General features: G+C 68.2%; 25 protein-coding genes and 2 tRNA genes. 12 read left to right on the forward strand and 15 right to left on the reverse strand.

What is annotated here, in order from left to right:
• Positions 1-91: 91 nt before the first annotated feature.
• From ACWD04_RS16815 to ACWD04_RS16830, 4 genes are all read right to left on the reverse strand, one after another.
• Positions 92-436 carry a rhodanese-like domain-containing protein gene (locus tag ACWD04_RS16815; protein WP_451132537.1) on the reverse strand — a complete coding sequence of 115 codons (345 nt, stop codon included), beginning with the start codon at positions 434-436 and terminating at the stop codon, positions 92-94.
• Between the two features lie 44 nt (positions 437-480).
• Positions 481-1,401 carry a J domain-containing protein gene (locus ACWD04_RS16820; protein ID WP_451132539.1) on the reverse strand — a complete coding sequence of 307 codons (921 nt, stop codon included), beginning with the start codon at positions 1,399-1,401 and terminating at the stop codon, positions 481-483.
• A 58-nt stretch (positions 1,402-1,459) separates the two neighbouring features.
• Positions 1,460-2,911 carry a DUF2252 domain-containing protein gene (locus tag ACWD04_RS16825; protein ID WP_451132541.1) on the reverse strand — a complete coding sequence of 484 codons (1,452 nt, stop codon included), beginning with the start codon at positions 2,909-2,911 and terminating at the stop codon, positions 1,460-1,462.
• Positions 2,912-3,101: 190 nt separating this feature from the next.
• Entirely contained in the window at positions 3,102-3,446 is a 345-nt protein-coding gene (locus ACWD04_RS16830; protein ID WP_451132543.1) for a winged helix-turn-helix transcriptional regulator, read from the reverse strand.
• Between the two features lie 180 nt (positions 3,447-3,626).
• Here ACWD04_RS16830 and ACWD04_RS16835 point away from each other — a divergent pair, with 180 nt between their 5' ends.
• Positions 3,627-4,238 (forward strand): FMN-dependent NADH-azoreductase, encoded by a 612-nt coding sequence (locus ACWD04_RS16835; RefSeq protein ID WP_451132545.1) that lies wholly within the window; start codon positions 3,627-3,629, stop codon positions 4,236-4,238.
• A 195-nt stretch (positions 4,239-4,433) separates the two neighbouring features.
• Here ACWD04_RS16835 and ACWD04_RS16840 read toward each other — a convergent pair.
• Positions 4,434-4,516, reverse strand: a tRNA-Leu gene (locus tag ACWD04_RS16840).
• A gap of 315 nt (positions 4,517-4,831) precedes the next feature.
• Here ACWD04_RS16840 and ACWD04_RS16845 point away from each other — a divergent pair.
• From ACWD04_RS16845 to pknB, 6 genes are all read left to right on the forward strand, one after another.
• Complete coding sequence (locus ACWD04_RS16845; RefSeq protein WP_451132547.1) at positions 4,832-5,689, forward strand: FhaA domain-containing protein; 858 nt, start codon at positions 4,832-4,834, stop codon at positions 5,687-5,689.
• A gap of 10 nt (positions 5,690-5,699) precedes the next feature.
• A complete protein-coding gene (locus ACWD04_RS16850; protein WP_451132549.1) occupies positions 5,700-6,215 on the forward strand; it encodes an FHA domain-containing protein FhaB/FipA in 516 nt (171 codons plus the stop codon).
• 129 nt (positions 6,216-6,344) lie between these two features.
• Positions 6,345-7,832, forward strand: coding sequence for a PP2C family protein-serine/threonine phosphatase (locus ACWD04_RS16855; RefSeq protein WP_451132551.1), 1,488 nt, complete (start codon positions 6,345-6,347; stop codon positions 7,830-7,832).
• Between the two features lie 21 nt (positions 7,833-7,853).
• The gene (locus tag ACWD04_RS16860) at positions 7,854-9,254 is read left to right on the forward strand and encodes an FtsW/RodA/SpoVE family cell cycle protein (RefSeq protein ID WP_451132553.1); all 1,401 of its coding nucleotides are present in this window, start codon (positions 7,854-7,856) and stop codon (positions 9,252-9,254) included.
• On the forward strand, positions 9,251-10,705 hold the full coding sequence (locus ACWD04_RS16865) for a peptidoglycan D,D-transpeptidase FtsI family protein (protein ID WP_451132555.1): 1,455 nt from the start codon (positions 9,251-9,253) through the stop codon (positions 10,703-10,705). Before ACWD04_RS16860 ends, ACWD04_RS16865 begins: the two co-directional genes overlap by 4 nt.
• A gap of 171 nt (positions 10,706-10,876) precedes the next feature.
• Positions 10,877-12,877: a Stk1 family PASTA domain-containing Ser/Thr kinase gene (pknB, locus tag ACWD04_RS16870; protein ID WP_451132557.1), complete on the forward strand. Its 2,001-nt coding sequence runs from the start codon at positions 10,877-10,879 to the stop codon at positions 12,875-12,877.
• An 80-nt stretch (positions 12,878-12,957) separates the two neighbouring features.
• Here the strand turns inward: pknB and ACWD04_RS16875 are convergent, their stop codons facing one another.
• The 5 genes from ACWD04_RS16875 to ACWD04_RS16895 form a co-directional block, all read right to left on the reverse strand.
• Positions 12,958-13,686, reverse strand: a complete 729-nt coding sequence (locus ACWD04_RS16875; protein ID WP_451132559.1) for a class E sortase — start codon at positions 13,684-13,686, stop codon at positions 12,958-12,960.
• 25 nt (positions 13,687-13,711) lie between these two features.
• Positions 13,712-15,070, reverse strand: a complete 1,359-nt coding sequence (locus ACWD04_RS16880) for a class E sortase (RefSeq protein ID WP_451132561.1) — start codon at positions 15,068-15,070, stop codon at positions 13,712-13,714.
• A complete protein-coding gene (locus ACWD04_RS16885; RefSeq protein WP_451132563.1) occupies positions 15,067-15,705 on the reverse strand; it encodes an aminodeoxychorismate/anthranilate synthase component II in 639 nt (212 codons plus the stop codon). Before ACWD04_RS16885 ends, ACWD04_RS16880 begins: the two co-directional genes overlap by 4 nt.
• A complete protein-coding gene (locus ACWD04_RS16890; RefSeq protein ID WP_451132565.1) occupies positions 15,702-15,890 on the reverse strand; it encodes a hypothetical protein in 189 nt (62 codons plus the stop codon). Before ACWD04_RS16890 ends, ACWD04_RS16885 begins: the two co-directional genes overlap by 4 nt.
• Positions 15,891-16,031: 141 nt before the next feature.
• Positions 16,032-16,799, reverse strand: coding sequence for a DUF881 domain-containing protein (locus tag ACWD04_RS16895; protein WP_451132567.1), 768 nt, complete (start codon positions 16,797-16,799; stop codon positions 16,032-16,034).
• 136 nt (positions 16,800-16,935) lie between these two features.
• Here ACWD04_RS16895 and crgA point away from each other — a divergent pair, with 136 nt between their 5' ends.
• On the forward strand, positions 16,936-17,190 hold the full coding sequence (crgA, locus tag ACWD04_RS16900) for a cell division protein CrgA (protein ID WP_451132569.1): 255 nt from the start codon (positions 16,936-16,938) through the stop codon (positions 17,188-17,190).
• A 243-nt stretch (positions 17,191-17,433) separates the two neighbouring features.
• On the opposite strand, the gene ACWD04_RS16905 is transcribed toward crgA, so the two are convergent.
• Together ACWD04_RS16905 and ACWD04_RS16910 are read right to left on the reverse strand one after the other, a co-directional pair.
• Entirely contained in the window at positions 17,434-18,348 is a 915-nt protein-coding gene (locus ACWD04_RS16905; protein ID WP_451132571.1) for a rhomboid family intramembrane serine protease, read from the reverse strand.
• A 160-nt stretch (positions 18,349-18,508) separates the two neighbouring features.
• Entirely contained in the window at positions 18,509-19,036 is a 528-nt protein-coding gene (locus ACWD04_RS16910) for a peptidylprolyl isomerase (RefSeq protein WP_451132573.1), read from the reverse strand.
• 345 nt (positions 19,037-19,381) lie between these two features.
• Here ACWD04_RS16910 and ACWD04_RS16915 point away from each other — a divergent pair, with 345 nt between their 5' ends.
• Entirely contained in the window at positions 19,382-20,107 is a 726-nt protein-coding gene (locus tag ACWD04_RS16915) for a DUF5324 family protein (RefSeq protein ID WP_451132575.1), read from the forward strand.
• A gap of 200 nt (positions 20,108-20,307) precedes the next feature.
• Here ACWD04_RS16915 and bla read toward each other — a convergent pair whose 3' ends face one another.
• On the reverse strand, positions 20,308-21,255 hold the full coding sequence (gene bla, locus ACWD04_RS16920; protein WP_451132577.1) for a class A beta-lactamase: 948 nt from the start codon (positions 21,253-21,255) through the stop codon (positions 20,308-20,310).
• A gap of 54 nt (positions 21,256-21,309) precedes the next feature.
• Entirely contained in the window at positions 21,310-22,965 is a 1,656-nt protein-coding gene (locus tag ACWD04_RS16925) for a penicillin-binding transpeptidase domain-containing protein (RefSeq protein WP_451132579.1), read from the reverse strand.
• Positions 22,966-23,182: 217 nt separating this feature from the next.
• On the opposite strand from ACWD04_RS16925, the gene ACWD04_RS16930 reads away from it, so the two are divergent.
• Both ACWD04_RS16930 and ACWD04_RS16935 read left to right on the forward strand, forming a co-directional pair.
• Entirely contained in the window at positions 23,183-24,055 is an 873-nt protein-coding gene (locus ACWD04_RS16930; protein WP_451132581.1) for a LysR family transcriptional regulator, read from the forward strand.
• On the forward strand, positions 24,052-24,966 hold the full coding sequence (locus ACWD04_RS16935; protein ID WP_451132583.1) for a serine hydrolase: 915 nt from the start codon (positions 24,052-24,054) through the stop codon (positions 24,964-24,966). The genes ACWD04_RS16930 and ACWD04_RS16935 overlap by 4 nt, the downstream gene beginning before the upstream one ends.
• 105 nt (positions 24,967-25,071) lie before the next feature.
• Here the strand turns inward: ACWD04_RS16935 and ACWD04_RS16940 are convergent.
• Positions 25,072-25,144, reverse strand: a tRNA-Ala gene (locus ACWD04_RS16940).
• Positions 25,145-25,314: 170 nt separating this feature from the next.
• Between ACWD04_RS16940 and ACWD04_RS16945 the strand changes: the two genes are divergently transcribed.
• The gene (locus ACWD04_RS16945) at positions 25,315-25,863 is read left to right on the forward strand and encodes a helix-turn-helix domain-containing protein (protein ID WP_451132585.1); all 549 of its coding nucleotides are present in this window, start codon (positions 25,315-25,317) and stop codon (positions 25,861-25,863) included.
• Positions 25,864-25,900: the final 37 nt, after the last annotated feature.

Below are 25,900 nucleotides of genomic sequence, written 5' to 3' on the forward strand. Positions count from 1 at the left end.
TTGCCCGCACGGCCACTTCATGCCTTGCCCGCACGGCCACTTCATGCCTTGCCCGCACGGCCACCGGCCGGTGCCCGTGCGGGCAAGGCCCTCAGAGGACGAAAGCTGCGTTCCCACTCTCCGTGACCATCGGCCGCTCGGCCCCGTGCCAGGCCAGCATGCCGCCGTCGATGTTCACGGCGTCGATGCCCTGTTGCACCAGGTACTGCGTGACCTGGGCGGACCGACCTCCGACGCGGCACATCACATGCACGCGACGGCCGTCCTCGACCGCCTCGGTCAGCTCGCCGAAGCGGCCCACGAAATCACTCATGGGAATGTGCAGCGCGCCGTCGACATGCCCGGCCGCCCACTCGTCGTCCTCCCGGACGTCCAGCACGAAGCCGTCAACCGGCACCGCCGCGACGTCCACCGAGGGCAGCGGAGCGAAATTCATGGATATGCCTTCTCTCGTACGTACGCGCCGGGTCATCCGGAACGCTACTGCACCAGCCCTGCCAGCTCGTCCTCACGCTTGGACACGTCTGCCAGAAGCTTTTCACCGATGTCCTCGAGCAGCCTGTCGGGGTCGTCCGGCGCCATCCGCAGCATCGAACCGATCGCGCTGTCCTCCAGCTCTTTGGCCAGAACCGTCAGCAGCTCCTTACGACGACTGAGCCAGTCCAGCCGTGCGTAGAGCTCCTCGCTCTCGCTCAGCTGCAGCTCCCGCGCCACAGGCCCCGCCGCCCACTCGGCGGCCAACTCCTTCAGCAATGCCACGTCGCCGCGTCCGTAGGCCGCGTTGACACGAGCGATGAATTCGTCCCGCCGTGTCCGCTCCTGCTCGTCCGGCGCCAGATCCGGGTGGGCCTGACGGGCCAGCTCCCGGTAGAGCTTGCGCGCCTCCTCGCCCGGCCTGACCCGCTTCGGCGGCCGCACGGGCTGCTCGGTGAGCATGGCCGAGGCTTCGGGCGAGAGCCCGTCCGAGTCCATCCAGTCGTGGAAGAGCTCGTCGACGCCAGGCATTGGCATGACGATCGCCCGCGCCTCCTGAGCCTTGCGCAGATCCTCCGGATCGCCGGACTTCGCGGCCCGCGCCTCCGCGATCTGCGCATCGAGCTCGTCAAGACGTGCGTACATGGGGCCGAGCTTCTGATGGTGCAGCCGGGAGAAGTTCTCCACCTCGACCCTGAAGGTCTCCACCGCGATCTCGAACTCGATCAGCGCCTGCTCGGCGACCCGGACCGCCTTGGCGAGACGCTCCTCGGGCCGAGGAACACTGCTCTCACCCGCCGCCGCGTCGCCTGCGGCGGGACCCGCCTGCGGCGCATCGTGCGTGTGCTGCGGCTCATCCTGCCGGTCCTGGTTCTGCCGGTCTTCGTCGTTCCGGGTGGTCGGCACCCCGGCGGCTTCGTGGGTCACCCGTCCAGCGTATGGCCACGGCCCGTGCTGCGAAGACACACGGTGGTCGCAGAACAGCTCAGACGCCGAGCTCGGCGTCTATTCGCCCGGCTCGGACAGCCCGGACGAGCTCGGCGTGGTCCGCTTCCGTCCGGTCCGCGTACGTCACGGCGAAATCTGCCACCGCCGCGTCCAGCTCGGCGTTCTTCCCGCAGTAACCCGCGAGCAGCCGGGGATCGGCGCTGTGCGCATGGGCCCGGGCCAGCAGCGCCCCGGTCATCCGCCCGTAGTCGTCCACCTGGTCCGCCGCAAGCGCGGCCGGATCCACACTGCCCTTGCGATTCCTGAACTGCCGTACCTGATAGGGCCTGCCGTCGACCTCGGCCCAGCCGAGCAAGATGTCGCTGACCACCTGCATCCGCTTCTGTCCGAACACCACCCGGCGGCCCTCGTGCACCACATCCGGCACCTCGAAGCCGACCTCCGGGAGATAAGTGGAGAGCGCGGACGGACGGGCCTCCTTCACCTGCAGTACCAGCGGCTCGCCACGGTGGTCGAGCAGGAGCACCACGTAGGACCGGGTCCCCACGCTCCCCGTGCCGACCACCCGAAACGCCACATCATGGATCGCGTAGCGCGCCAGCAGCGGAACCCTGTCCTCCGAAATCGTCCCGAGGTAGCCCTCGAGCCCCGCCGCGACGGCCGCCGCTTCCGCGTCGGGCACCCGGCGCAGCACGGGTGATGCGTCGACGAAGCGACGCCCGCCGTCCTCACATTCCTCTGTGGACCTGGCGGCGAAGCGGGCACTCGTGTTGTTGCGCGCCTTGGCGGAGACCCGCTCCAGCGTCCCGAGAAGGTCCCGCGCGTCGGTGTGCGAGACGAGCTCCTCGTCCGCGATGGCGTTCCACGCGTCGAGTGCGGACAAGCCGGCCAGCAGACGCATCGTGCGCCGGTAGGCGCCCACGGTGTCGTACGCGCCCTGTCGGCAGGTGGCCTCGTCCGCGCCCGCCTCCCGGCCCGCGAGCACCAGCGAGGTGGCGAGCCTCTTGAGGTCCCACTCCCACGGTCCGAACACGGTCTCGTCGAAGTCGTTGAGATCCATGACCAGGTTGCCGCGCGCGTCGCCGTACAGTCCGAAGTTGGCTGCATGCGCGTCACCGCAGAGCTGGGCACCCACCCCGGTGACCGGCGTGCCCACCAGGTCGTGTGCCATCAACCCGGCCGAGCCGCGCAGAAACGCGAACGGCGTCGCCGCCATCCGTCCTACCCGTATAGGTGTCAGGCCGGGTACCCGGCCGCGATTCGACTCCTCGACCGCCTGAACCGCGTCCGGCCTGCCGGTGGGCAGGACCAGGGAACTGTGCGCGGACCGGGGCACCTCGAGCCTCAGCGCCTTGCCGGCCGCCTTCGGGGACGCCGCCCCCGCCCCGGGCGGCCGCACGCCGTCGACCGCCCGTCGCGCGAATCCCGGGACGACCGGGATGCGCCCGGCCCCTGCTGCCCGCTGCACCGTCGCCTCGACCACGCCCATGGAGCGCCGCCTCCCCCGCCCTCGTCCAGCCGTTCCGTCCGACCAACATCAACTGCGGATGACGGTACAGCCGCCCCGTGGCAACCGTCTGCCCCTGTGGACAACTCGAGAGCCGACGTGTGGGCACTCCCGGCATCGAACGATCTCGAGGACGTCCGGAGTATCTGCCGCGCTACAAGCCGACAGCCGGTCAGCAGCCTCGTGGTCCGGCCAGATAGGCATCCGCCCACTGCCCCAGCGCCTTCAGCGCGGGCTCCATGGCGGCGCCGGCCTCCGTCAGCCGGTACGCGACCCGCAGCGGGGGCCCTTCATCGACCTCACGCGCCACGAGGCCGGCCGCCCCCAGCTCGGACAGCCGGTCCGAGAGCATCCGCTCGCTGATACCCGGAATCGCTCGCCGCAGTTCCGCGAAGTGCACCGGCTGCTGCATCAGCACCGAGACGATCGGGCCCGTCCAGCGCTTCCCGAACAGCTCGAAGACGCGGGTGATGCTCGCATCCACCTGCCGACAGGTCTTGTCGCTGTGATCCGCCATGCCTCCAGCGTACTGCGTCACAGTGAGGGGCTAATAAAAAGTAAGTGACTGTGTTATTAATAGGTACGTACTCAAAGACTGCGTACTTCGAAGCCAGGTCGGTCGCGCTCACCGTGTTCACGACTGTCACCCGCGAGCCCACACCGAGCCGCCCGCCCCAAACTTGCACGGAGAATCCCCATGGCCACGCTTCTGCACCTCGACTCCGCCGTTCTCCCCCAGGGCTCCACGTCCCGTGAGGTCACCGCCGCCTTCGTCACGGCGTGGCGCGAGCAGCACCCCGACGGCGAGGTCGTGTACCGCGACCTCGCCGCAGATCCTCTGCCCCACCTGGACGCCTCGGCCGTAGCCGCCGGCGCCGAGGACACGCTGCGCGGGGAGCTGGCCGCCGAACTGACCGCTGCGGATGCCGTTCTCATCGGTGCGCCGATGTACAACTTCTCCATCCCGTCCACTTTGAAGGCATGGCTGGACCAAGTGATCATCGTCGGCCACAACGCGGGCCCGGACGGCCCCGTCGCCGGCACGCCCGTCACAGTCGTGGCCAGCCGCGGCGGTTCGTACGCCCCCGGCACCCCTCGCGAGGACTTCGACTTCGTCCAGAACTACCTGGAAAAGGTGCTGACGGGCATGCTGGGGGCCGAGGTCGATTTCATCGTCGCGGAGTTGACGATGGCCCACTCGAAGCCCGAGATGGCCGAGCTCGTGCCTCTTGCCGACGCATCCCGCACCCAGGCGTTCGCCGACGCGGCAGAGAAGGCCAAGGCCCTGGCAGCGCGTCTCGCCGCCTGACGCAGCCCTCACGGGCGGACTGTCCGAAACGCCCCTATGGCACGGAACCGACGTTTCACGTGAAACAGCATGCACGTACAGCACGCGCATCTGGACACGCCGAAGGCACCACACAACGAAGAACCCCCGTACCGGATCTCTCCGGTACGGGGGTTCTGTCGAACCAACCTGGTAATCGCAAGCGACTGCCTGTTGTGCGCGAGGGGGGATTTGAACCCCCACGTCCCTAAGGACACTGGCACCTGAAGCCAGCGCGTCTGCCGTTCCGCCACTCGCGCATGAGTGGTGTTTTCAGACTCTCTCACCGTGTGGTGTGAGCGCCTGGCGACATTCGGAAGATTAGCACGCTGGACAGGGTGGATTCACATCCGTTGTTTCGCCGGACCCACCAGAGGAACCGGGAACGCGGAAAGCCCGGCCCCACTCCTCCTGAGTGCACCCGGAGTGCGGGACACTGTCAGGAGGTCACCTCTACGATCCGTGTGAGGGGTGACACTCATCCACTGTGCAGACAAGGGGAACCAGCCGATTTCCCGACGCGTGGATACGATCAGTAAGCAGTACAGGGATGACGACACCGGAGGAGGTGCCCCATGGGAGTCATGAAGCGTTTCGAGCAGCGTCTCGAAGGTCTGGTCAATGGCACCTTCGCCAAGGTCTTCAAGTCCGAGGTGCAGCCGGTCGAGATCGCGGGAGCCCTCCAGCGCGAGTGCGACAACAACGCATCGATCTGGAACCGCGAGCGGACCGTTGTGCCCAACGACTTCATCGTCGAGCTCAGCACCCCGGACTACGAGCGACTCAGCCCGTACTCCGGCCAGCTCGGCGACGAGCTGTCCGGCCTCGTACGTGACTACGCCAAGCAGCAGCGGTACACCTTCATGGGGCCGATCAAGGTCCACCTGGAGAAGGCGGACGACCTCGACACGGGTCTCTACCGCGTCCGCAGCCGGACCCTGGCGTCTAGTTCGTCACAGCAGGGCCAGCAGAGCCCCGCTCCCCATGCCCAGCCCAACCGTCCAGGCGCCCCTCAAGGGCAGGGCGGTTACGGCTACCCGCCGGCTTCCGCCCCGCCCATGCCCCCGGCCCCACCGCCGGGTGCCGGGCGCTCCGGAGGCACTTCCGGCGACTGGCGCCCGCCGGCCGCGTCCGGCCCCGCGCCGGACGCCCAGGTGCGGCGCTGGATCGAGATCAACGGCACCCGCCATCAGATCTCCCGCCCGACGTTGGTGATGGGACGAAGCACCGACGCCGACGTGCGGATCGACGACCCCGGCGTATCGCGCCGGCACTGTGAGATCCGGACCGGAACGCCCTCGACGATCCAGGATCTCGGGTCCACCAACGGCATCGTGGTGGACGGGCAGCACACCACCCGCGCTACGCTCCGCGACGGCTCGCGGATCGTCGTGGGCAGCACCACCATCGTTTACCGGCAAGCCGAAGGGTGAAGCGGGGGCAATGTCAGAGCTGACCCTGACGGTCATGCGGCTAGGTTTCCTAGCTGTTCTGTGGCTATTCGTAATCGTGGCCGTGCAGGTCATTCGCAGCGACCTGTTCGGTACGCGCGTCACGCAGCGCGGCTCACGCCGCACTGCCGGTGACGCGCGCCCGCAGCAGGGGCGCCAACAACAAGCAGCGCCGCCTCAGCAGCGCCAGCAGCCCGGGCGCCAGCGCCGCGGGGCACCCACCAAGCTGGTCGTCTCCGAAGGCACGCTCACCGGCACCACCGTCGCGCTCCAGGGCCAGACCATCACCCTGGGCCGGGCGCATGATTCAACGATCGTGCTGGATGACGACTACGCGTCCAGCAGGCATGCCAGGATCTACCCGGACCGTGACGGCCAGTGGATCGTCGAGGATCTCGGGTCCACCAACGGCACCTATCTCGACCGGACCCGGCTCACCACCCCGACACCTGTTCCGCTGGGCGCGCCGATCCGCATCGGCAAGACCGTCATCGAGCTGCGGAAGTAGTACGACAATGAGCGAGCGGAGCGAGCGAGCCGCAGCGGTCCTGACGACGGACCCGGCCCGGCTCCCGACCGGAGGGTGGGCAGTGTGGCTCGAGACCGGCTGTACCCCGAACCGACGGGCGAGGTGCGCATGAGCTTGTCCCTGCGCTTCGCCGCCGGATCGCACAAGGGCATGATCCGGGAAGGCAACGAGGACTCCGGCTACGCCGGCCCCCGCCTTCTCGCCATCGCCGACGGCATGGGCGGCCAGGCGGCCGGAGAGGTCGCCAGCTCCGAGGTGATCTCCACGCTCGTCCAGCTCGACGACGACGTGCCGGGCTCCGACCTCCTCACCTCGCTCGGTACGGCGGTGCAGCGGGCCAACGACCAGCTGCGCGTCATGGTCGAGGAGGACCCCCAGCTGGAGGGCATGGGCACCACGCTCACCGCCCTGCTCTGGACAGGTCAGCGCCTCGGCCTCGTCCACGTCGGCGACTCCCGTGCCTACCTCCTGCGTGACGGCGTCCTGACGCAGATCACCCAGGACCACACATGGGTGCAGCGTCTCGTCGACGAGGGCAGGATCACCGAGGAAGAGGCCACCACCCACCCGCAGCGCTCCCTGCTGATGCGGGCCCTGGGCAGCGGCGACCACGTGGAGCCCGATCTCTCCATCCGGGAGGTCCGCGCCGGTGACCGCTATCTGATCTGCTCGGACGGACTCTCCGGCGTCGTCTCGCACCAGACGATGGAAGAGACCCTGGCCAGCTACCAGGGCCCGCAGGAGACCATCCAGGACCTCATCCAGCTCGCCCTGCGTGGCGGTGGCCCGGACAACATCACCTGCATCGTCGCCGACGTCCTGGACGTCGACAGCAACGACACCCTGGCAGCGCAGCTCAACGACACGCCGGTCATCGTCGGCGCGGTCGCCGAGAACCAGGCCGCCCAAGCGAACGACGGCCGGGCCATGGAGACACCGGCGGGACGCGCGGCCGGCCTCGGCCGTCCCGTGCCCCCGCCGGCCGGTGGCTTCGGCCCTCCCGGCAGCGGCGACGACATGGGCTACGGCTCCGGTCCGGACGGCGCCTTCGACTCGTACGCCGACGACGACTTCGTCAAGCCCCGCGGCCGTCGCACATGGCTGAAGAGGTCGTTCTACATCGTGCTCGCGCTGGCCGTCATCGGCGGTGGCGTCTACGGCGGATACCGCTGGACCCAGACGCAGTTCTACGTGGGCGCGAAGGACGACAACGTCGCGCTTTTCCGCGGAATCAGCCAGGACCTCGCCTGGGTGTCCCTCTCGAAGGTCGAAGAGGACACCAAGATCGAACTGAAGTATCTCCCGCCCTACTGGCGCAAGCAGGTCGAGGCGACCATCTCCCAGGGCAACCTCACCGATGCCCGTAAGAAGATCAGCGAGCTCGAAGCGCAGGCCTCCGCCTGCAAGAAGGACGCGCAGCGCCGCGCGTCCGAAGCGGACACCAATGCCGCCAAGGACAAGGGCGAGACCGGCAACGCCTCCGACAGCACGTCAGCCACGTCTCCCGCCAAGGGGACCAAGACCGCGACTCCCACTCCCGGCCCCAGCCTCTCGGAGGAAGAGAAGAAGCTGGCCCTGCAGTGCGGTAAGCAGTAAGCCGTAGGGGGCCTTCAGCACATGAGCGTTGTCACCAACACCACCACGATCGGCGCGATCGACGCGCCGAGCCGCCGTAACACCGAGCTGGCGCTGGTCGCCTTCGCCGTTCTGATCTCGGTGTTCGCGTACGCCAACGTGGGCCTCGCCCTCAACGGCGAACTTCCCGCCGGCATGCTCGGGTACGGGCTCGGGCTCGCCCTGCTCGGCGGAATAGCGCATCTCGCCGTCCGCAGATTCGCACCGTACGCGGATCCGCTGCTGCTGCCGCTGGCGACTCTGCTGAACGGGCTGGGTCTGGCCCTCATCTGGCGTCTGGACCAGTCGGAGAGGTTCCAGGCAATCTCGACGTTCGCCCCGGCCGCCTCCAAGCAGCTGATGTTCTCCGCGGTCGGTGTGGCCCTGATGGTCGGCGTCCTCATCGCCCTCAAGGACCACCGCATCCTGCAGCGCTACACCTACATCTCCATGCTGGTCGCGCTGTTTCTGCTGATCCTTCCGATGTTCTTCCCCGCCGTGAACGGCGCCAAGATCTGGATCAAGATTCCTGGCGTCGGCACGATCCAGCCGGGAGAGTTCGCGAAGATCATCATCGCGGTGTTCTTCGCCGGTTACCTCATGGTCAAGCGCGACGCGTTGGCCCTCGCCAGCCGCCGCTTCATGGGTCTCTATCTGCCCCGAGGCCGCGACCTGGGCCCCATCCTCATGGTCTGGGCGTTCTCGATCCTCATCCTGGTCTTCGAGACCGACCTGGGGTCCTCACTGCTGTTCTTCGGCATGTTCGTCGTCATGCTGTACGTCGCCACCGAGCGCACCAGCTGGATCGTCTTCGGCCTGCTGATGTCGGCGGCCGGTGCCGTCGGTGTGGCCACGTTCGAGCCACATGTCCAGGACCGCGTCACCGCCTGGCTCGACCCCTTCGCGGGCTGGGGCAAGGAGGCGGCGAGCGAGCAGATGGCAAAGTCCCTGATGGCCTTCGGCTCCGGCGGCACGCTCGGCACCGGTCTCGGGCAGGGCAACTCCGACCTGATCGGCTTCGCCGCCAACTCCGACTTCATCCTCGCCACCGTCGGGGAGGAACTCGGCCTCGCCGGAATGATGGGGGTCCTTCTCGTCTACGCCCTGATCGTCGAGCGCGGTGTCCGCACGGCACTCGCCGCCCGCGACCCGTTCGGCAAGCTCCTGGCGATCGGCCTCTCCGGCTCCTTCGCCATCCAGGTCTTCGTCGTCGCCGGCGGTGTCATGGGACTCATCCCGCTGACCGGTATGACCATGCCGTTCCTCGCGGCCGGTGGCTCGTCCGTCATCGCCAACTGGGCCCTCATCGGCATCCTGATCAGAATCAGCGACACAGCCCGGCGGCCGGCCCCGGCCCCCGCACCGTCATCGGATGCCGAGATGACCCAGGTGGTACGACCGTGAACAAGCCGCTCCGCAGGATCGCGATCTTCTGCGGCATCCTCGTCCTTGCCCTGTTGGTACGCACCAACTACATCCAGTACGTCCGTGCCGACGAGCTCAACGCGAACGAGCACAACCGCCGCGTACAGATCGAGCGCTACGCACACGAGCGCGGCAACATCATTGTCGACGGCGAACCCGTCACCGGCTCGGTCGAGACCACGGACAGCGACTTCACGTACAAGCGTGTCTGGAAGAACGGCCCCATGTGGGCCCCCGTCACCGGTTACTCCTCGCAGGCCTTCGACTCCTCACAGCTGGAGAGCATCGAGGACGGCATCCTCACCGGCAACAGTGACGACCTGTTCTTCGACCGCACCCTTTCGATGTTCACCGGTGAGCAGAAGGGCGGCGGGAACATCGTCACCACCCTCAACGGTGCCGCCCAGAAGGCCGCCTTCGAGGGGCTGGGCGACAAGAAAGGCGCCGTTGCCGCGCTCGACCCGCAGACCGGCGCCGTCCTGGCGCTGGCCAGCACGCCCTCGTACGACCCCTCGGTCTTCGCGGGCAACTCGATGAAGGACTCCGACGCCCGGCAGAAGCTTCTGGCCGACAAGGACAAGCCGATGCTGAACCGGGCCCTGCGGGAGACCTACCCGCCCGGCTCCACGTTCAAGGTCGTCACGGCCGCCGCGGCGCTGGAGAACGGCCTCTACTCCGACATCGACGCGAAGACGAACTCCCCGCTGCCCTGGCGTCTCCCGCAGTCCACCAACTTGCTTCAGAACGAAGGCAGCATCCCCTGCAAGAACGCCTCGCTCCGGGAAGCCCTGCGCTGGTCCTGCAACACCGTCTTCGGCAAGATGAGCGATGACCTCGGCAACGAGAAGATGATCGAACAGGCCGACAAGTTCGGCTTCAACGAAGAGGTCTTCACTCCGGTCCGTGCCGACGCCAGCGTCTACCCGAAGGACAACCCGCCGCAGAACGCCATGGCGGGCATCGGCCAGGCGTCCAACCGCGCCACTCCGCTCCAGATGGCCATGGTGGCGTCCGCGATCGCCAACGACGGCAAGCTCATGCAGCCGTACATGGTCGCCCAGCGTCAGGCCCCCAACCTGGACGTCATCTACACGCACGAGAACGAGCAGCTGAGCCAGCCGCTCTCGGCGGAGAACGCCCAGAAGGTGCAGCAGATGATGGAGACCGTGGTCAAGGACGGCACGGGAACCAACGCGCAGATCGACGGCGTCACTGTCGGTGGCAAGACCGGTACCGCACAGCACGGCCTCAACAACAGCGAGAAGCCGTACGCCTGGTTCATCTCGTACGCCAAGACCGACAGCGGCTCCCCGGTCGCCGTCGCCGTGGTGGTCGAGGACGGCAACGCCAACCGGGACGACATCTCCGGTGGCGGTCTGGCCGCACCGATCGCCAAGAGCGTGATGAAGGCGGTACTCGACGGAAAGTAGTGACACCCGTCACAACTTCTGTCCACACCAGCACATTGGGATACCGGTCGGATATCAGCTGACGGGTGCGGGCCGATCGCGACGGGAGCGCCCGGTAGCGTATGCGCGAACAGCGCACCGCCGGACCACACACGGGTGCGGTCGGGACTGACGGAGAGGGCTGGATCAGTTATGGAAGAGCCGCGTCGCCTCGGCGGCCGGTACGAGCTGGGCTCGGTGCTCGGCCGTGGTGGCATGGCCGAGGTCTACCTCGCGCACGACACCCGGCTCGGCCGCACCGTCGCTGTGAAGACGCTCCGGGCCGACCTCGCCCGCGACCCGTCCTTCCAGGCACGGTTCCGCCGTGAGGCCCAGTCTGCCGCCTCGCTCAACCACCCCGCGATCGTCGCCGTCTACGACACCGGCGAGGACTACGTCGACGGCGTCTCCATCCCGTACATCGTGATGGAGTACGTAGACGGGTCGACGCTCAGAGAACTCCTGCACTCCGGCCGCAAGCTGCTGCCGGAGCGGACCCTCGAAATGACGGTCGGGATCCTCCAGGCACTGGAGTACTCGCACCGCGCGCAGATCGTCCACCGCGACATCAAACCGGCGAACGTCATGCTGACGCGCACCGGCCAGGTCAAGGTCATGGACTTCGGTATCGCCCGCGCCATGGGTGACTCCGGTATGACGATGACCCAGACCGCCGCGGTCATCGGCACCGCCCAGTACCTCTCCCCCGAGCAGGCCAAGGGCGAGCAGGTCGACGCACGCTCCGACCTGTACTCCACCGGCTGCCTGCTCTACGAGCTGCTCGCGGTCCGGCCCCCGTTCGTCGGGGATTCACCCGTCGCGGTCGCGTACCAGCACGTACGCGAGGAGCCGCAGCCTCCGAGCAACTTCGACCCCGAGATCACGCCCGAAATGGACGCCATCGTCCTGAAGGCGCTGACCAAGGACCCGGACTACCGCTACCAGTCGGCCGACGAGATGCGCGCCGACATCGAGGCCTGCCTCGACGGCCAGCCGGTCGCGGCCACAGCGGCCATGGGCGCGGCGGGCTACGGCGGATACGACGCCTACGGCAACGAGCAGCCCACCACAGCGCTGCGGTCGGCAGACCCGGGCGGTGCCCAGACGTCCATGCTGCCCCCGGTCAATCCGGACGACGGCGGCTACGGCTACGACGACCGGCCGGGGCGCCGGCGCCAGAAGAAGAGCAACACCTCGACGATCCTCCTGGTCGTCGCCGGCGTTCTGGTGCTCATCGGCGCGATCCTGATCGGCCGTTACATCTTCAGTTCCAACGAGGGCACCGGCAGCGGGGACAAGTTCGACGTGCCGAACATGATCGGCTCCACGGTCGCGGAGGCGCAGAAACTCGCGGACAACGCCGAGATCAAGCTGGAGGTCGGTTCCAAGGAACCCTGCGAGGCTCAGGAGAAGGATCAGATCTGCAGCCAGACCCCGTCCCCGGACGGCCAGATGGAGACGGGTGAGACCGTGACGGTCGTCGTCTCCACCGGAGCTCCCAAGATCGAGGTGCCTGACGTCCTGGAGAAGTCCGAGGACAGCGCCCGCAAGAAGCTGGAGGACGAGGGCTTCACGGTGAAGGTCACCGCCGTGGAGTCCGAGGCGAATCCGGGCACAGTCACCAAGCAGGACCCCGAGGGCGGTACGAAGGTCGAGAAGGAAAGCGAGGTCACGATCACGGTGGCCAAGGAGTCGCTGCTCGATCTGCCGGTTCTCAACCGGACGTACGCCGAAGCGGAATCCCAGCTCCGGGGCATCGGCTTCACCAACATCGTCCGGCAGGACGTCGACTCCGAACAGCCGAAGGACATGGTTGTCGGCCAGACCCCGGAGGGGCCGAGCAAGCAGGCCAAGGACGCTCAGATCGTCCTGAAGGTCTCCAAGGGTCCGGCCCCGCCCGAGCAGGTCACCGTCCCGGGTGACGTCATGGGCAAGCGGTACTCGGAGGCGAAGGCCATGCTCGAGGGCCTGGGCCTCGTGGTCGCACTCGCACCCAACTCGTCCGACAAGCCGAACGCCCTGGTGGTGCAGGCCGACCCCGGGCCCAACTCCACGGTGGCCAAGGGTTCTACGGTCACCCTCACCACCCTTGGCGGTACGGGCGGGAACGGGGGCGGCAACATCTTCGGCGGCTCGTCCGGCTCGGAGGACTGACCCGCCCGGCGCCGTACGGACGAACGCAGAGGACCCCGGTCACCGCTGAGGTGGCCGGGGTCCTCTGCGTTCGTCCGTGACTACCGCAGCTCCGCCGGCTTCGTGCGGTCCCTGTCCACCTTCTCGGTCCGCACCAGCTCGCCCCACACGATGTAGCGGTACTTCGACGTGTAGACGGGGGTACACGTGGTCAGCGTGATGTATCGGCCCGCCTTCTTCACGCCCGACTCCTCGGGCACCGGGGCGATCGCGGCGACGTTGAACTTCGATGTCTCCGGAAGCTCCGCGTAGACCTTGTAGATGTACCAGGTGTCCTTGGTCTCGAAGACGACCGCGTCGCCCTTCTTCACCTTGTCGATGTTATGGAATTTGGCACCGTGCCCGTCCCGGTGCGCGGCGAGCGAGAAGTTGCCCTGCGCGTCCGAGGGAAGGGCCGACTTCACAGGGTCCGTGTAGTAGCCGGCGATGCCGTTGTTGAGCGTCTCGGTGTCGGTGCCCTTCTTGACCAGCACCTCGCCGTTCTTCATGGCCGGGACGTGCAGGAAGCCGATGCCCTCCCCGGTGTCCAGGGCTCCCGGGCCGCCCGCCCAGCGGTCGCGGACGGTGTTGCCCTGCTTGTCGGCCTCACGGTCGGCGAGCACATTGGTCCACCACAGTGAGTAGGCGACGAACAGGCCCAGCACCAGCCCGGCGGTGATCAGCAGTTCACCGAAGAGGCTCACCGCCGTAGCGACGGGATGGCGGCTCCTGCGCCGTACCGGGGTCACCGGTTCGTCGGTGCGCTCTTCGTGCTCGGTCCTCGCTGCCACCGCACCGTCCCTGTCGTGATGATGTTCAGCCCACGAGCGCGTCGGGCTTCCCCTTGCTGCGCGGTCGTTCGTCGACCATTTTGCCCCATACGATCATTCGGTACGTACTCGTGAATTCCGGGGTGCAGGTCGTCAGCGTGATGTACCTGCCCGGGCCGGTGAACCCGGAGCCCGGGGGGACTTCGTCGATCACGGCCACATTGGACGGCGACGTCTGCGGAAGGATGCTGGCCATCTCGTACGTGTAATAAGCGTCCTGCGTCTCGATGACGATCGGGTCGCCCGGATTCAGCTTGTTGATGTAGCGGAAGGGCTCACCGTGGGTGTTGCGGTGACCCGCCACCGCGAAGTTCCCCTGCTTCGCCGAAGGCATCGCGGTCTTCAGCTTGCCCTCGGCGTAATGACCGATCATGCCACGGTCGAGGACCTTCTCCTTGTTGATGCCCTCGGCGATCGGCGCGACCACGTCCAGCTTGGGGATGTGCATGACGGCGAATCCCTGACCGGGTTCGAAGGTGCCAGGGCTGCGCTCGCCGTTCGCCCAGTCGTCCTGGATCTTGCTTGTCTCCCGGCCGGCGATCTGATCGGCGCGGATGTTGGTCCACCACAGCTGGTACGTGACGAACAGGAGCATCAGCACGCCGAAGGTGATGAACACTTCGCCGGCGACCCGGCTGGCCACGACGGCGGGGCTGTCCTTGGCGGCACGGGCCGCGCGCCGGGCCTCCAGCCGTGACATCGGGACCGCGGGCTCCGACGCCCCGGGCTCCGCAGCACGCGCGGGTTCACCCCGTCGTCTGCCACGCCCCTTGGCTGCCCGCCGGCGCTCGGCCCGGCCGCCTGTCGGCGGGAATTCGGGGGCATACTCCGAGGCCCCGGACCCGGCCGGCCGCGACACGCGCGGCGTATCGGCGGTCCGCAGGGCGACGGTCTCGTCGCCCGTGGCCGGAGGGACGCCGGTGAGGAAGGGCTCGGGGGCCGGGTCAGGCGCTACCGGCGCGGGGTCAGGTGCTACCGGCTCGGCTGCCACCGCCGCAGCCTGGACCCTGCCCTGTTCGGGGGTTTGCGGGCCCTGGCGCCCGTACCAGTCCCCCTGATACCCCTCCGGGTCGTACCACTCGCCCGGGGGCTCCGCCGGCCCCTGAGCCGCCGCCTGAGGCATCTGCTGGGCCCCGCCGTCGGCCTGCTCGGTATCCGCCCGGAACCAGGACGAGGCGTGCTGACCCGGCAGGGGATCGCCCAGCGGATCCGCGAGCTGCCCCGGCAACGGATCGTTCAGCGGATCCGCGAGCTGCTCCACCGCCGCCTCGAACGTGCCGTCGGGCTCGTGCGCTCCCTGCGCGTACGGGCCTTCCTGCCCGGCGTGGGGGCGGAGCGAGGTCACGCGGCGGCCTTGCCCACCACCGGGGCGAGCCCCGCCGATCTCCCGACGGCTCCCTCGTCACCGCACTGCTCGAGCCAGTTGGCGAGCATCAGGTGGCCGTGCTCCGTGAGTACCGATTCGGGGTGGAACTGCACGCCCTCCACGGCCTGTTCGCGGTGGCGCAGGCCCATGATGATGCCGTCGGCGGTACGTGCGGTGACCTCGAGCTCAGGCGGAACCGTCGCCGGCTCGGCGGCGAGGGAGTGGTAACGCGTCGCGGTGAACGGGGACGGCAGACCGGCGAACACCCCCTTGCCCTCGTGCAGTACGGGGGAGGTCTTGCCGTGCAACAACTCCGGCGCGCGGTCCACCACACCGCCGTACGCGACGGCCATCGACTGCATTCCCAGGCAGACGCCGAAGACCGGGACCCTGCTCCGCGCGCAGTGGTGCACCATTTCGATGCAGACGCCCGCCTGCTCGGGTGCACCGGGCCCGGGCGACAGAAGGACCCCGTCGAAGCCGTCGTCGGCGTGCGCCGTGGTCACCTCGTCGTTGCGCACCACTTCGCACTCGGCACCGAGTTGGTAGAGGTACTGGACGAGGTTGAAGACAAAGCTGTCGTAGTTGTCGACGACGAGAATGCGTGCGCTCACTGGCCGTGCCCCGCTCCGCTGGTGTCTTCGCCGTCCACCGTCACATCACCGAACGGAAGCAGTGGCTCCGCCCAGGGGAAGACGTACTGGAAGAGCGCGTAGACAACGCCAAGGGCCAGCACGAGCGAGATGAACCCCCGCACCCATGCGTTGCCCGGCAGGTGCCGCCAGATCCAGCCGTACATGCTGTTGCCTCCATTCGGTACGGCACCAGACTAAACGGCCGGGGCGCAGGCGTGGGTCGCCTGTGGAAAGCCGCTGCCCGGTGTCCGGCACAGCCCTGCGCGTGCCGCACGGGCACCTGTACGCGTGGGGTGCCCGGCGACCTACTCCGCGGGCTGTGCGTAATGGAGATCGACGGTGCCCGAATAGCCGGGGAGTGTCAGCTTGTCATCCTCTTCGACCTTCCATCCCAGCCCGTACGCCTTGACGTACAGCTGGTAGTTCTGGATCGCCGTGGAGTCGTCGAGCGCCTGCCTCAGCTTTCCCCGGTCACCGACGGCGGTGACCTTGTAGGGAGGTGAGTAGACCCGCCCCTGCAGGATCAGCGTGTTGCCGACGCAGCGCACCGCGCTGGTCGAGATCAGCCGCTGGTCCATGACCTGGATCCCACGGGCCCCACCTTCCCAGAGAGCGTTGACGACAGCCTGCAGATCCTGCTGGTGGATGACCAGGTCGTTGGGCTGTGGCTCCGGGTATCCAGGCTTGGCGGTGGCGTTCGGCGGGGCGTCGTTCAGCGTGACGGCGAGCGCTTCACCGGCGACTTCCGTGGTGCCGGCGGCCTTCTCCAACGCCTCGAGCTCGGCGTCCTCGGCACGGGTGCTCCCGTCGTCCCGCCGGGCGAGGGTGTCGATGTCCGCGCGCACGGAAGCGGTCGATTCGTCCAGCTCCGCGTTCTTCTCGCTGCGCTGCTGAATGAGATCGGAGAGCTTCAGCAGAGAGGAGTCGGTACGGATATCGGTCCCCTTGGCCGTATTGGCACTGGTGACGAAGATCAGCCCGGCCAACGCGAAAACGGCAGCGGTGAGACCCTGGACCGGCCATCGGTACACGCGCCGGGCCGGGCCTCGATGAGATTCGGCAGAATTACTCAACGTACCCTTATCTCCTTAGGCGCCACGGAAGCACTACGCTAACGGACGCCCCGGGGAGGCAGCATTCCCCCTTGCGCCCCGGCGCCAGCCACAGATCCCTGCGCGGTCACGCAGCGCATCGACAGGAGAGTCCCTCGTGCCGAAGTCACGTATCCGCAAGAAGGCAGACTTCACGCCTCCGCCGGCGAAGCAGTCGACGAGCATAAAGCTGACCAACCGGAGCTGGGTGGCGCCGGTGATGCTGGCGCTCTTCTTCATCGGTCTGGCCTGGATCGTGGTCTTCTACGTCACCGAGGGCGACCTGCCGGTCGACGCTCTCGGCAACTGGAACATCGTCGTCGGCTTCGGCTTCATCGCCGGCGGCTTCGGCGTTTCCACGCAGTGGAAGTAGCTCTGCCCTGAAGTTACCCACAGAGTTATCCACAGGCGGGGGAAAAGGTCAGACGATCTGTGGATAACCTCCCTCCACGTTGACGCTGGTGTGACTACTCACTTACGCAGCGCGGGCCGGTACGCCCCTTGTCCTGACTGGTAGAACCCAGTTCAGCGACAAGGGGCACACCTGTTCCACGCGTCGTGCACAAGATTCGGCACGCTCTGTGGACAACTGCACGCCTGGAGCAACGGATTCCGCTCAGGTGAGCGCCGCTGTCCTGATGAGGACGGCCGCCACGACCACCACGAGGACCAACGCACAGGCGCCGTACTGCACAAGATTCCGGCGCTCATGCGGCGCGTGGACCATGGCGACGGCGATCAGCGCCCCGGCGACCAGACCACCGACATGCGCCTGCCAGGCGATCGCACCCCATGGGTTGAAGGTGAAGATCAGGTTCACCACGAGGAGCGCGATCACCGGCCGCATGTCGTAGTTCATCCGGCGCATCAGCACGGCAGTGGCGCCCAGCAGGCCGAAGACAGCACCCGAAGCACCGAGCGAGCCCTGTGCGGGGTCGGCGATCCAATAGGTGAGCGCGCTGCCCGCGAGCCCTGAGAGCAGGTACAGCGCGAGGTAGCGGCCACGACCCAGGGCGGTCTCCAGCGGGCCGCCGAGCCACCACAGCCCCAACATGTTGAACGCGATGTGCCACACCTCCTGGTGCAGGAACATCGACGTCAGCAGCCGGTACCACTGCCCCTCGGCCACTCCTTCGATTCCGGCCGACAGATCGCCCGAGTAGGCGCGGCCGAACAGCAGCAGATCCTCGACCAGCGGGTACCCGGACCGTTCGGCGATCAGGACCGCGACGAAGACGGCGAGGTTGATACCGAGAAGGATCTTGGTGATCAGCCTCGGGTCGTTCACGACACTGCTGCCCGCCAGGGTCCGAGGCCGGTTCGCCGCGGTGTGGTGGCCCGTACCGGAACCCTCGCGGACGCATTCCGGGCATTGGAAGCCCACCGAGGCCTCGACCATGCAGTCCGCACAGATCGGCCGCTCGCACCGCGCACAGCGGACCCCCGTCTCCCTGTCCGGATGCCGGTAACACGTGGGGGGACCGCCCGCAGCCACGGACCTGTCCCGGTCTTTCGGCGGCTGCTGCTCCATCGGTCACGGCCCCTTCGGTCCTCGTCCGTGGAGGCGGCACACATGCGGCCGCCCCGCTCGCCCGTTATGTAACAGTACGGATGAGCAGGGCGGTTGGTTCCCCGGGCCGGGACCACGGCCCATCGGGTCATCGACCCCGCTGACCGGCCGCTCCGCCCGGTCAGCGGATCTCGATGACGACGGATTCGATCACCACATCCTGGAGCGGACGGTCGGTGCGCGGGTTGGTCGGAACCGCGGCGATGGCGTCCACGACCTTCTTGCCCGCCTCATCGGCGACCTCGCCGAAGATCGTGTGCTTGCCGGTCAGCCAAGCGGTGGGCGACACGGTCACGAAGAACTGCGAGCCGTTGGTGCCCGGACCGGCGTTGGCCATCGCCAGCAGATACGGCTTGTTGAACGCGAGGTCGGGGTGGAACTCGTCGCCGAACTCGTACCCGGGGCCGCCCGTGCCGTTGCCCAGCGGGTCGCCGCCCTGGATCATGAAACCGCTGATGACGCGGTGGAAGACAGTGCCGTCGTACAGCTTGTCGGTGGACTTCCCGCCGGTCTCGGGATTGGTCCACTCACGCTCGCCCGCAGCGAGCTCTACGAAGTTCTTGACCGTTTTCGGCGCGTGGTTCGGCAGAAGCCGGATCTCGATGTCGCCCTTATTGGTCTTCAAAGTGGCGTAAAGCTGCTCGGCCACGGTCTGCCTTCCGTAAGTCTCCGCTGGACGACCGATCCTCGCACGGAGCATCCCGCCCCAGCCCGGTCAGCGCCCTGAGGGGAGCGGCACTCACCTTGTTGCCCTCCTTTCTGCACTTTTTCCACACTTCCTGCGGGATCGGCACAGCCACGTGCACGGCGACACGGAGCGCTCCGACACGAACCGTGGCATCGTCGTCCGCACGCTCCCCTTGCACCTCTTTGCCCGAGAATCACGTTCATGACCCGGATGCCCGTCCCGCATGGCGCTTCAGGCCTCAGCGGGCATGATTTCGAATTGGGTGGATAGGCGGAGTACCTACCCGCCACCAAGGAGGAGGATCCCGTGACCCGCATCGACAGCGTGCGCGCCGCAACCTACTCGGCGAAGGACAGCGCGCAGCACGCCGCGGAAGTGGTGGCGCCTTACGCCGACACGGCCAAGGAACAGGCCGCGCACTACGCACAGGAGGCTCGCGCACGGCTCGCACCCAAGGTGTCGAAGGCAGCCGCGCAGGCCCGCGTCCAGTACGGCGCGCATCTCGCACCACGTATCGAGCAGGCAATGACCCACGTGCCTCCCAAGGTTGACGAGGCCGCGCACAAGGCGGCCTGCCGGACGCGTAGCGCCGCCCGCACCGCCGCGGACTACACCGTGCCGCGTGTCGAGTACGCGGTGGCCGCGAGCCGGCCCATGGCCGAGGAGGCCACCGCCCGCAGCACGGCCGCGCTGGCCGCGCTCCGAGGCCAGGTGACGGCCAGGGAGATCCAGAAGCTCGTAAGGAAGCACGAGCGGCGAGCCAAGGCTGGACGAGCGGCCAAGGGGTTTCTCGTGCTGGGCATCCTGGCCGGCGGAGCTTTCGCCGCCTGGAAGTGGTGGGACAAGCAGGCCAACCCGGACTGGCTGGTCGAGCCGCCCGCTCCTACCGAGGTGGGTGACGAACGAACTCCGCTGACCTCGGTCGACGGCAGCGGCCGGACCGTGCTCGACCCGGAGGTCCGAGCCAAGCAGGACGACGCCGAAGGCGAATCGGACCAGGCGGACGGCACCGACCACGACGGTCGCACCTGAGGAGATCACCGCTGGCCCGGTCCGCCCGCGAAGGCCGCCTGGAAGGGGCGCCGGACGACTTCACGGTCCCCAGGCGCCCCGTCTCTGTTTCACGTGAAACAGAGACGGGGCGCCTTTCCTGTTCCACGTGAAACAGGAAGAGCACGCAGACCGCATGGCAAGGCAGCCGCACGCCCACGCGGTTCACATCGGACCACTGCTCAGACAACTGCCTCGAAAGTGATTTCGGCGGCACGGGCGAGAAGTGCATCATCGCGTCCGGCGCCCTTGGTGTCGCGGCGGGAGAGGACAGCGAGAGCGATGGGAGCGGCGCCGGGGGGCCAGACGATGGCAATGTCGTTGCGGGTGCCGTAGCCGCCCGAACCGGTCTTGTCGCCGACGAGCCAACCGTCAGGGGTACCGGCACGGATGGTGTGGTCACCGGTGGTGTTGCGCTTGAGCCAGTCGGTGAGCACGGCGCGCTTGTCCGCGGGGAGCGTGGTGCCGAGGACGTATGCGCGCAGGTCGTCGACGAGAGCGCGGGGGGTGCTGGTGTCTCGGAGGTCACCAGGCACCGCATCGCTGAGCGCGACCTCATAGCGGTCGCAGCGGGTGACGTCGTCGCCGAGCCCGCGTAGAGCGTCCTGCAGTCCCTGAGGGCCTCCGAGCTCCCGGAAAAGGAGGTTGGCCGCGGCGTTGTCGCTGTAACGGACGGCGGCATCGCACAGCTCACGCAAAGTCAGCCCGGTGGCAACATGCCGCTCGGCGATCGGCGAATTACTGATGAGGTCGTCACGGCTGTAGCGCACGAGCCGGTCGAGCTGGCGGAGCGAGTTCCTGTCCAGCACCGCGCCGGCGAGCAGTGCCTTGCAGGTGGAGGCGTAAGCGAAGCGTTCATCGGGCCGGTGGGTGACGGTCCGGCCGCTGCCGGTGTCGAGTGCGTAGACGCCCAGCCTGGCGTCGTACTTCCGCTCCAGCTCGGCGAACGCGCGCTCGGTACGGGACTCGGCGGACATGGAGGCGGAGGGCGTCGAGCCGGAGGACGTGGAAGCGGACGGTGGCGAACCGGATGATGCCGGGGAGGCGTTGCACCCGGAGAGCGGCAGGGTCGCGATCCCCGCCAGCGTGGCGAATGCGGCACGGCGGGAGACAGGGGGTCGGGTGCTCATGAGGTGTGGGCTTTTCCCTTCAGAGGTCTTCGTTCGGACCCTGCCGGCTTCTGCTCAGCGGGTCAGGTTGCGCAGAAACCGCGCGGCGACCGGTCCGGCGTCGGCGCCGCCGGAACCGCCGTCCTCCAGGAGAACCGCCCACGCGAGGTCGGAGTCACCCTGATACCCGATCATCCAGGCGTGGGTGCGAGGCGGTATGCCGCTGCCGTATTCGGCGGTTCCGGTCTTCGCGTGGGGTCGACCGGGCAGGTCCTTGAGCGCGTGGGCCGAACCGGAGGTCACGGTGGCACGCATCAGTTCACGGAGCTCGCCGGCGACTCCGCCATCCAGTTCTGCCGGGGCCCGGTACTTCTTCTTCACCGCGTCCGGCACCAGCACGGGCTGGTTGAACGTCCCGGTCTTGACGGTGGCCGCGACGGACGCCATGACCAGCGGGGACGCCTGAATGCGTGCCTGGCCGATGGTGGCAGCGGCCTTGTCGTTGTCGCTCGTCGTAACGGGAACGCTGCCGTCATACGTGGTCGTGCCCACGTCCCAGCTGCCGCCGATCCCGAAGGCCTGGGCCGTGTCGCGCAGGCCGGTTTCGGAGAGCCGGTCGCGGGCGTCGACGAAGTAGGTGTTGCACGACTGCGTGAAAGCGTCGGCGAAGGTCGAGCCGGACGGCAGCTCGAACTGCTTCTGGTTTTCGAAGCGCTGCCCGTCGACCCGTGCGAACTTCGGGCAGGGAGCGGCGCTTTCCACCGTCATACCGCCTTTCAGGAGAGCCGCTGCCGTGACGACCTTGAAGACGGAGCCGGGTGGGTAGCGTCCTTCGAGGGCGCGGTTGAAACCGCCGGGCCGGTTGGCCGCGGCGAGAATGTGACCGGTGCGCGGGTCTATGGCGACGATGGCCGCGTGGACCTCGGCCCCGGTCAGGGAATCGGCTGCCGCCTTCTGTACGCGGGGATCGATGGTGGTGTGCACCGGGCGGCCTTCGGCCTGGGCTGCCTCGGTGAGCTCCTTGACCGCGCGACCGCTCTGCCGGTCCGCGACCACCAGGGATTTGCCCGCCTTCCTCCCCCCGGACAGGACATCGTCGTAGCGGGCCTCCAGGCCTGATGCGCCCTTGCCGCTGGCCGGGTCGACGGTTCCGACCAGACTTTCCGCACGCAGCGGGTCGCCCTCGGCGTCGAGGATCTGCGCCCTCTTGCCGGCGCTCTTGAGCGCGAGCGTCTGCCCCGGCTCCAGCTCCGGATGGATCACCGGCGAGGTGAACTCGACCTTCCACGTCCCTGCGATGTCGCTCACCTGGGCGTGGGAGCGCCACGTGACGTCGCCCGCGCCGGGTACCACCATGGTCACGGTGAAGGGGAAGCGCACCTTCCCTTCCCCTTCCCTCCGGCCCTCGCCCTCGTCGATGGTGGTCCTGGAGGGCTTGAGGTTGGTCAGTACGGACGTGAGAAGCGATGCCGCCCCGTCGGGTGTGTCGGTGTAGCTCGCCGCCTTCCGCGCGTCGTGCCCGGCCCACGCGGCGAGGAATGCCGCCAGGGGCTCATGGGCGGACGTGACCTGCGCGTCTTCTTCCTGAGTATCGCCGCCCACAAGATCGAAGGCGGCATAGCCCCCTCCCGCGAGCAGGAGAAGAGTCACGGCGATGCCGAGCGGTATCCGCATGCGCCGCGACCGCCCCCGCGGCGGGGCGGACCTGTTCCGGCTGTCGGTGCGCGTCACGGTGTTCTCCGTTCCGAGTGGGGCCTGATCAGCTGGCCGGAGGCGGTCCCCCGGCGTCGGGGGCGCCTTCGCTCGACTGCAGCCCGGCTACGGCCTTACCCGAACCGGCCCGGCCTGCCCCCTTTCCGGAGTCAAGCCCGCCCTCCCGCCGCATGTCGAATACGCTTTCGGCATCACGCTGATTCGCAGGCTGTATCGCTGCACTTCAGGAGGAAAAGTGCTGACGGAACGGCATCTGGAAATCTTCGTCGCGCTGGCGGAGGAAGAGCACTTCGGAACTGCCGCTCAACGGGTGGGCATCACCCAACCGCCTCTGTCGCAGGGCCTGCGTCGGCTGGAAGCCCTGCTCGGGGTCCGCCTGTTCGACCGCGATAGAGGCGTGTCCCTCACCGAGGAGGGGGCTCTGCTCCTTCCTCACGCCCGTAGAGCACTGGCCGCACTCGCGGAACTCAGGGAGACCGGTGCCCGCGAGCACGCCGACGGCAGGCGCCTGCGGCTCGGGCTGACACCAGAGGTCCCCACGCCCCTCGCGGCCGACGTGGCGGCCTCGCCGGTCCGGGCCGGCGAACGCACACGGATCGGCATGGTGACGGCATCGACCTCCGCACTCCTCAACGACGTGGCGGCCGGGCGGCTCGACATCGCCGTGATCCGCCATCCCTCCGTGTTGCACGGTCTCGCCGCAGGTCGGGTGATCCTGCTGCCGACCTGGATCCTCGCCCCCGCCGGACGGAGCGGCGCCCATGACGCCCTGGCGTCGCGCCTGCCCGTCGCCGTACGGCCGCGTGCCGAAGCGCCCGCGGCCCACGACCTCTTCGTCGACACCCTGGCCAGCCGCGGACGGCGCGTGGACACCGTGGTGGTCTCCGACGAACGCGCCGGCCTCGCCCTGGTCGCGGCAGGTCAGGCGCTCCTGGTCACGGCGGACGCCACGTTGACGGCAACAGAGGTCGAGCGGCGATCAGCGACGGACCCACCGCTCCCCCTGCGCCTGCGGGTGGCCTGGGACCCACGGCGTCCGGGTTCGAAGGAGACCGCTGAGACGGCACGACTGATCGAGGACGCCCTGACCCGGAGGGTGGCGAAGTGAGCGGGAGGAGGACCGGCGGCAGTGCGGAGCGGGCCATCCGCGGCATGTTCGACGACGCGGGTGTCCGAGGCTGGCTGCACGTGGCGGAACTGCACCGTCCGTCTGCCCGGGTGGCCGTCGATCCCGGCGAGCGGCTGCCCATGGGGTCGGTCTACAAGGTGCCTCTGATGGTCGCCTTCTGCCGCCTCGCGGACGCGGGGCTGATCGACCCGAGTCACAGGCTGACGCTGGACCCGGACGAGCGCGTGCCCGGCCCGACCGGCATCTCGATCCTGCACGACCCCGTCACCCTGTCACTGCGCGACATGGTCATCCTGATGATGGCCATCTCCGACAACACCTCCGCCGACGCCGTCCTCCGGGCGGTCGGCCCGGACGTGGTCGACGCCATGTGCGCGGAACTGGGCATGCCCGACACCCATATCCACGGGGGAGTCGTCGCCACGTTCAGCCGGCTGGTCGCCGAGACGGGCGCCCCCACTCTGGACGCGGCTCTGGCACATGTGGCGGACAACGACACCGTCGTGCCCTCGGGTGTGTACGACCCGGCGTTCAAGGCCTCCACCACACCGGCGGACATGGCACGGCTTCTGCGAGCGATCTGGACCGGACAGGCCGCGTCCGCCGATCGCTGCGCTTTCATGCGCGACGTGATGCGCAGGCAGCCGTGGACACACCGGCTCGCTTCCGGATTCCCCTACGACGATGTCACCGTCTACGGGAAGACAGGCAGCTTCGGGGCCATGCGCCACGAAGCGGGCGTCGTCGAACTCGCGGACGGCAGCACCTACACCGCCGTGGTCTTCACCCAGGCCGCCCGATCCGACGCCAAGCTGCCGCGCGCCGACGCGGTGATCGGCGCCGCGGCCCGGGCCGCCGTGGAGGAGCTGCGGGGACGTCAGGGCACCTGACCCCGGCGTGCCTCTGCCCGAAGTCGCGAAGGTGCCGGCCCATGGACACGAAAATGCCCTCCGCTCCGCGTCATGCGGGTCGGAGGGCACTCGGAGTGGAGCAAGTGGAGCCTAGGAGATTCGAACTCCTGACATCTGCCTTGCAAAGGCAGCGCTCTACCAACTGAGCTAAGGCCCCGGAATACGGACACCACAGGACACATCCATGCCGCGAAGTCCGTCGCAGAACAGAGTACCGGGTGACCCCCCGAATCCTGCAAAAGGATTGGGGCTCCCGGCCCGCAGTGGCTCTCCGTAAGATGCACGACAAGGTTCGCAGCAGCGAAGCCGCAGCGAAGGGGAGACGCAATGGACGCAGCGCAGCAAGAGGCGACGGCTAGAGCCCGGGAGCTCCAGCGCAGCTGGTACGGGGAGCCTCTGGGGGCACTCTTCCGACGGCTGATAGATGACCTCGGCCTCAACCAGGCACGCCTCGCGGCGGTGCTCGGGCTGTCCGCCCCCATGCTCTCCCAGCTGATGAGCGGGCAGCGGGCCAAGATCGGCAATCCCGCGGTCGTCCAGCGGGTCCAGGCACTTCAGGAGCTCGCCAGCCAGGTGGCGGACGGCAGCGTCAGTGCGGGAGAGGCCACCGACCGGATGGAAGAGATCAAGAAGTCGCAGGGCGGCTCGGTCCTGACCAACACGGGCCAGACCTCCAGCACCGGTGGGGCACCCACCGTGCGGCGTGTGGTCCGCGAGATCCAGTCGCTGCTGCGGTCGGTCGCGGCGGCCGGCGACATCATCGATGCGGCGGACTCCCTCACCCCGGTCCACCCCGAACTGGCAGAGTTCCTCCGGGTGTACGGAGCGGGACGCACCGCGGACGCGGTCGCGCACTACGAAGGCCACCAGAGCTAGAACGGACTCCAGGCCCCGGGGCCGCCCCGGGGCGGCG

The organism is Streptomyces sp. NPDC002911, assembly GCF_053591835.1.

Bases quoted from the DNA above. Each gene is read 5' to 3' on its own strand.
- ACWD04_RS16815 (WP_451132537.1), bottom strand. From the start codon at position 436: ATGAATTTCGCTCCGCTGCCCTCGGTGGACGTCGCGGCGGTGCCGGTT.
- ACWD04_RS16825 (WP_451132541.1), bottom strand. From the start codon at position 2,911: ATGGGCGTGGTCGAGGCGACGGTGCAGCGGGCAGCAGGGGCCGGGCGC.
- ACWD04_RS16830 (WP_451132543.1), bottom strand. From the start codon at position 3,446: ATGGCGGATCACAGCGACAAGACCTGTCGGCAGGTGGATGCGAGCATC.
- ACWD04_RS16835 (WP_451132545.1), top strand. From the start codon at position 3,627: ATGGCCACGCTTCTGCACCTCGACTCCGCCGTTCTCCCCCAGGGCTCC.
- ACWD04_RS16845 (WP_451132547.1), top strand. From the start codon at position 4,832: ATGGGAGTCATGAAGCGTTTCGAGCAGCGTCTCGAAGGTCTGGTCAAT.
- ACWD04_RS16850 (WP_451132549.1), top strand. From the start codon at position 5,700: ATGTCAGAGCTGACCCTGACGGTCATGCGGCTAGGTTTCCTAGCTGTT.
- ACWD04_RS16855 (WP_451132551.1), top strand. From the start codon at position 6,345: ATGAGCTTGTCCCTGCGCTTCGCCGCCGGATCGCACAAGGGCATGATC.
- ACWD04_RS16860 (WP_451132553.1), top strand. From the start codon at position 7,854: ATGAGCGTTGTCACCAACACCACCACGATCGGCGCGATCGACGCGCCG.
- pknB (WP_451132557.1), top strand. From the start codon at position 10,877: ATGGAAGAGCCGCGTCGCCTCGGCGGCCGGTACGAGCTGGGCTCGGTG.
- ACWD04_RS16890 (WP_451132565.1), bottom strand. From the start codon at position 15,890: ATGTACGGCTGGATCTGGCGGCACCTGCCGGGCAACGCATGGGTGCGG.
- ACWD04_RS16905 (WP_451132571.1), bottom strand. From the start codon at position 18,348: ATGGAGCAGCAGCCGCCGAAAGACCGGGACAGGTCCGTGGCTGCGGGC.
- bla (WP_451132577.1), bottom strand. From the start codon at position 21,255: ATGAGCACCCGACCCCCTGTCTCCCGCCGTGCCGCATTCGCCACGCTG.
- ACWD04_RS16945 (WP_451132585.1), top strand. From the start codon at position 25,315: ATGGACGCAGCGCAGCAAGAGGCGACGGCTAGAGCCCGGGAGCTCCAG.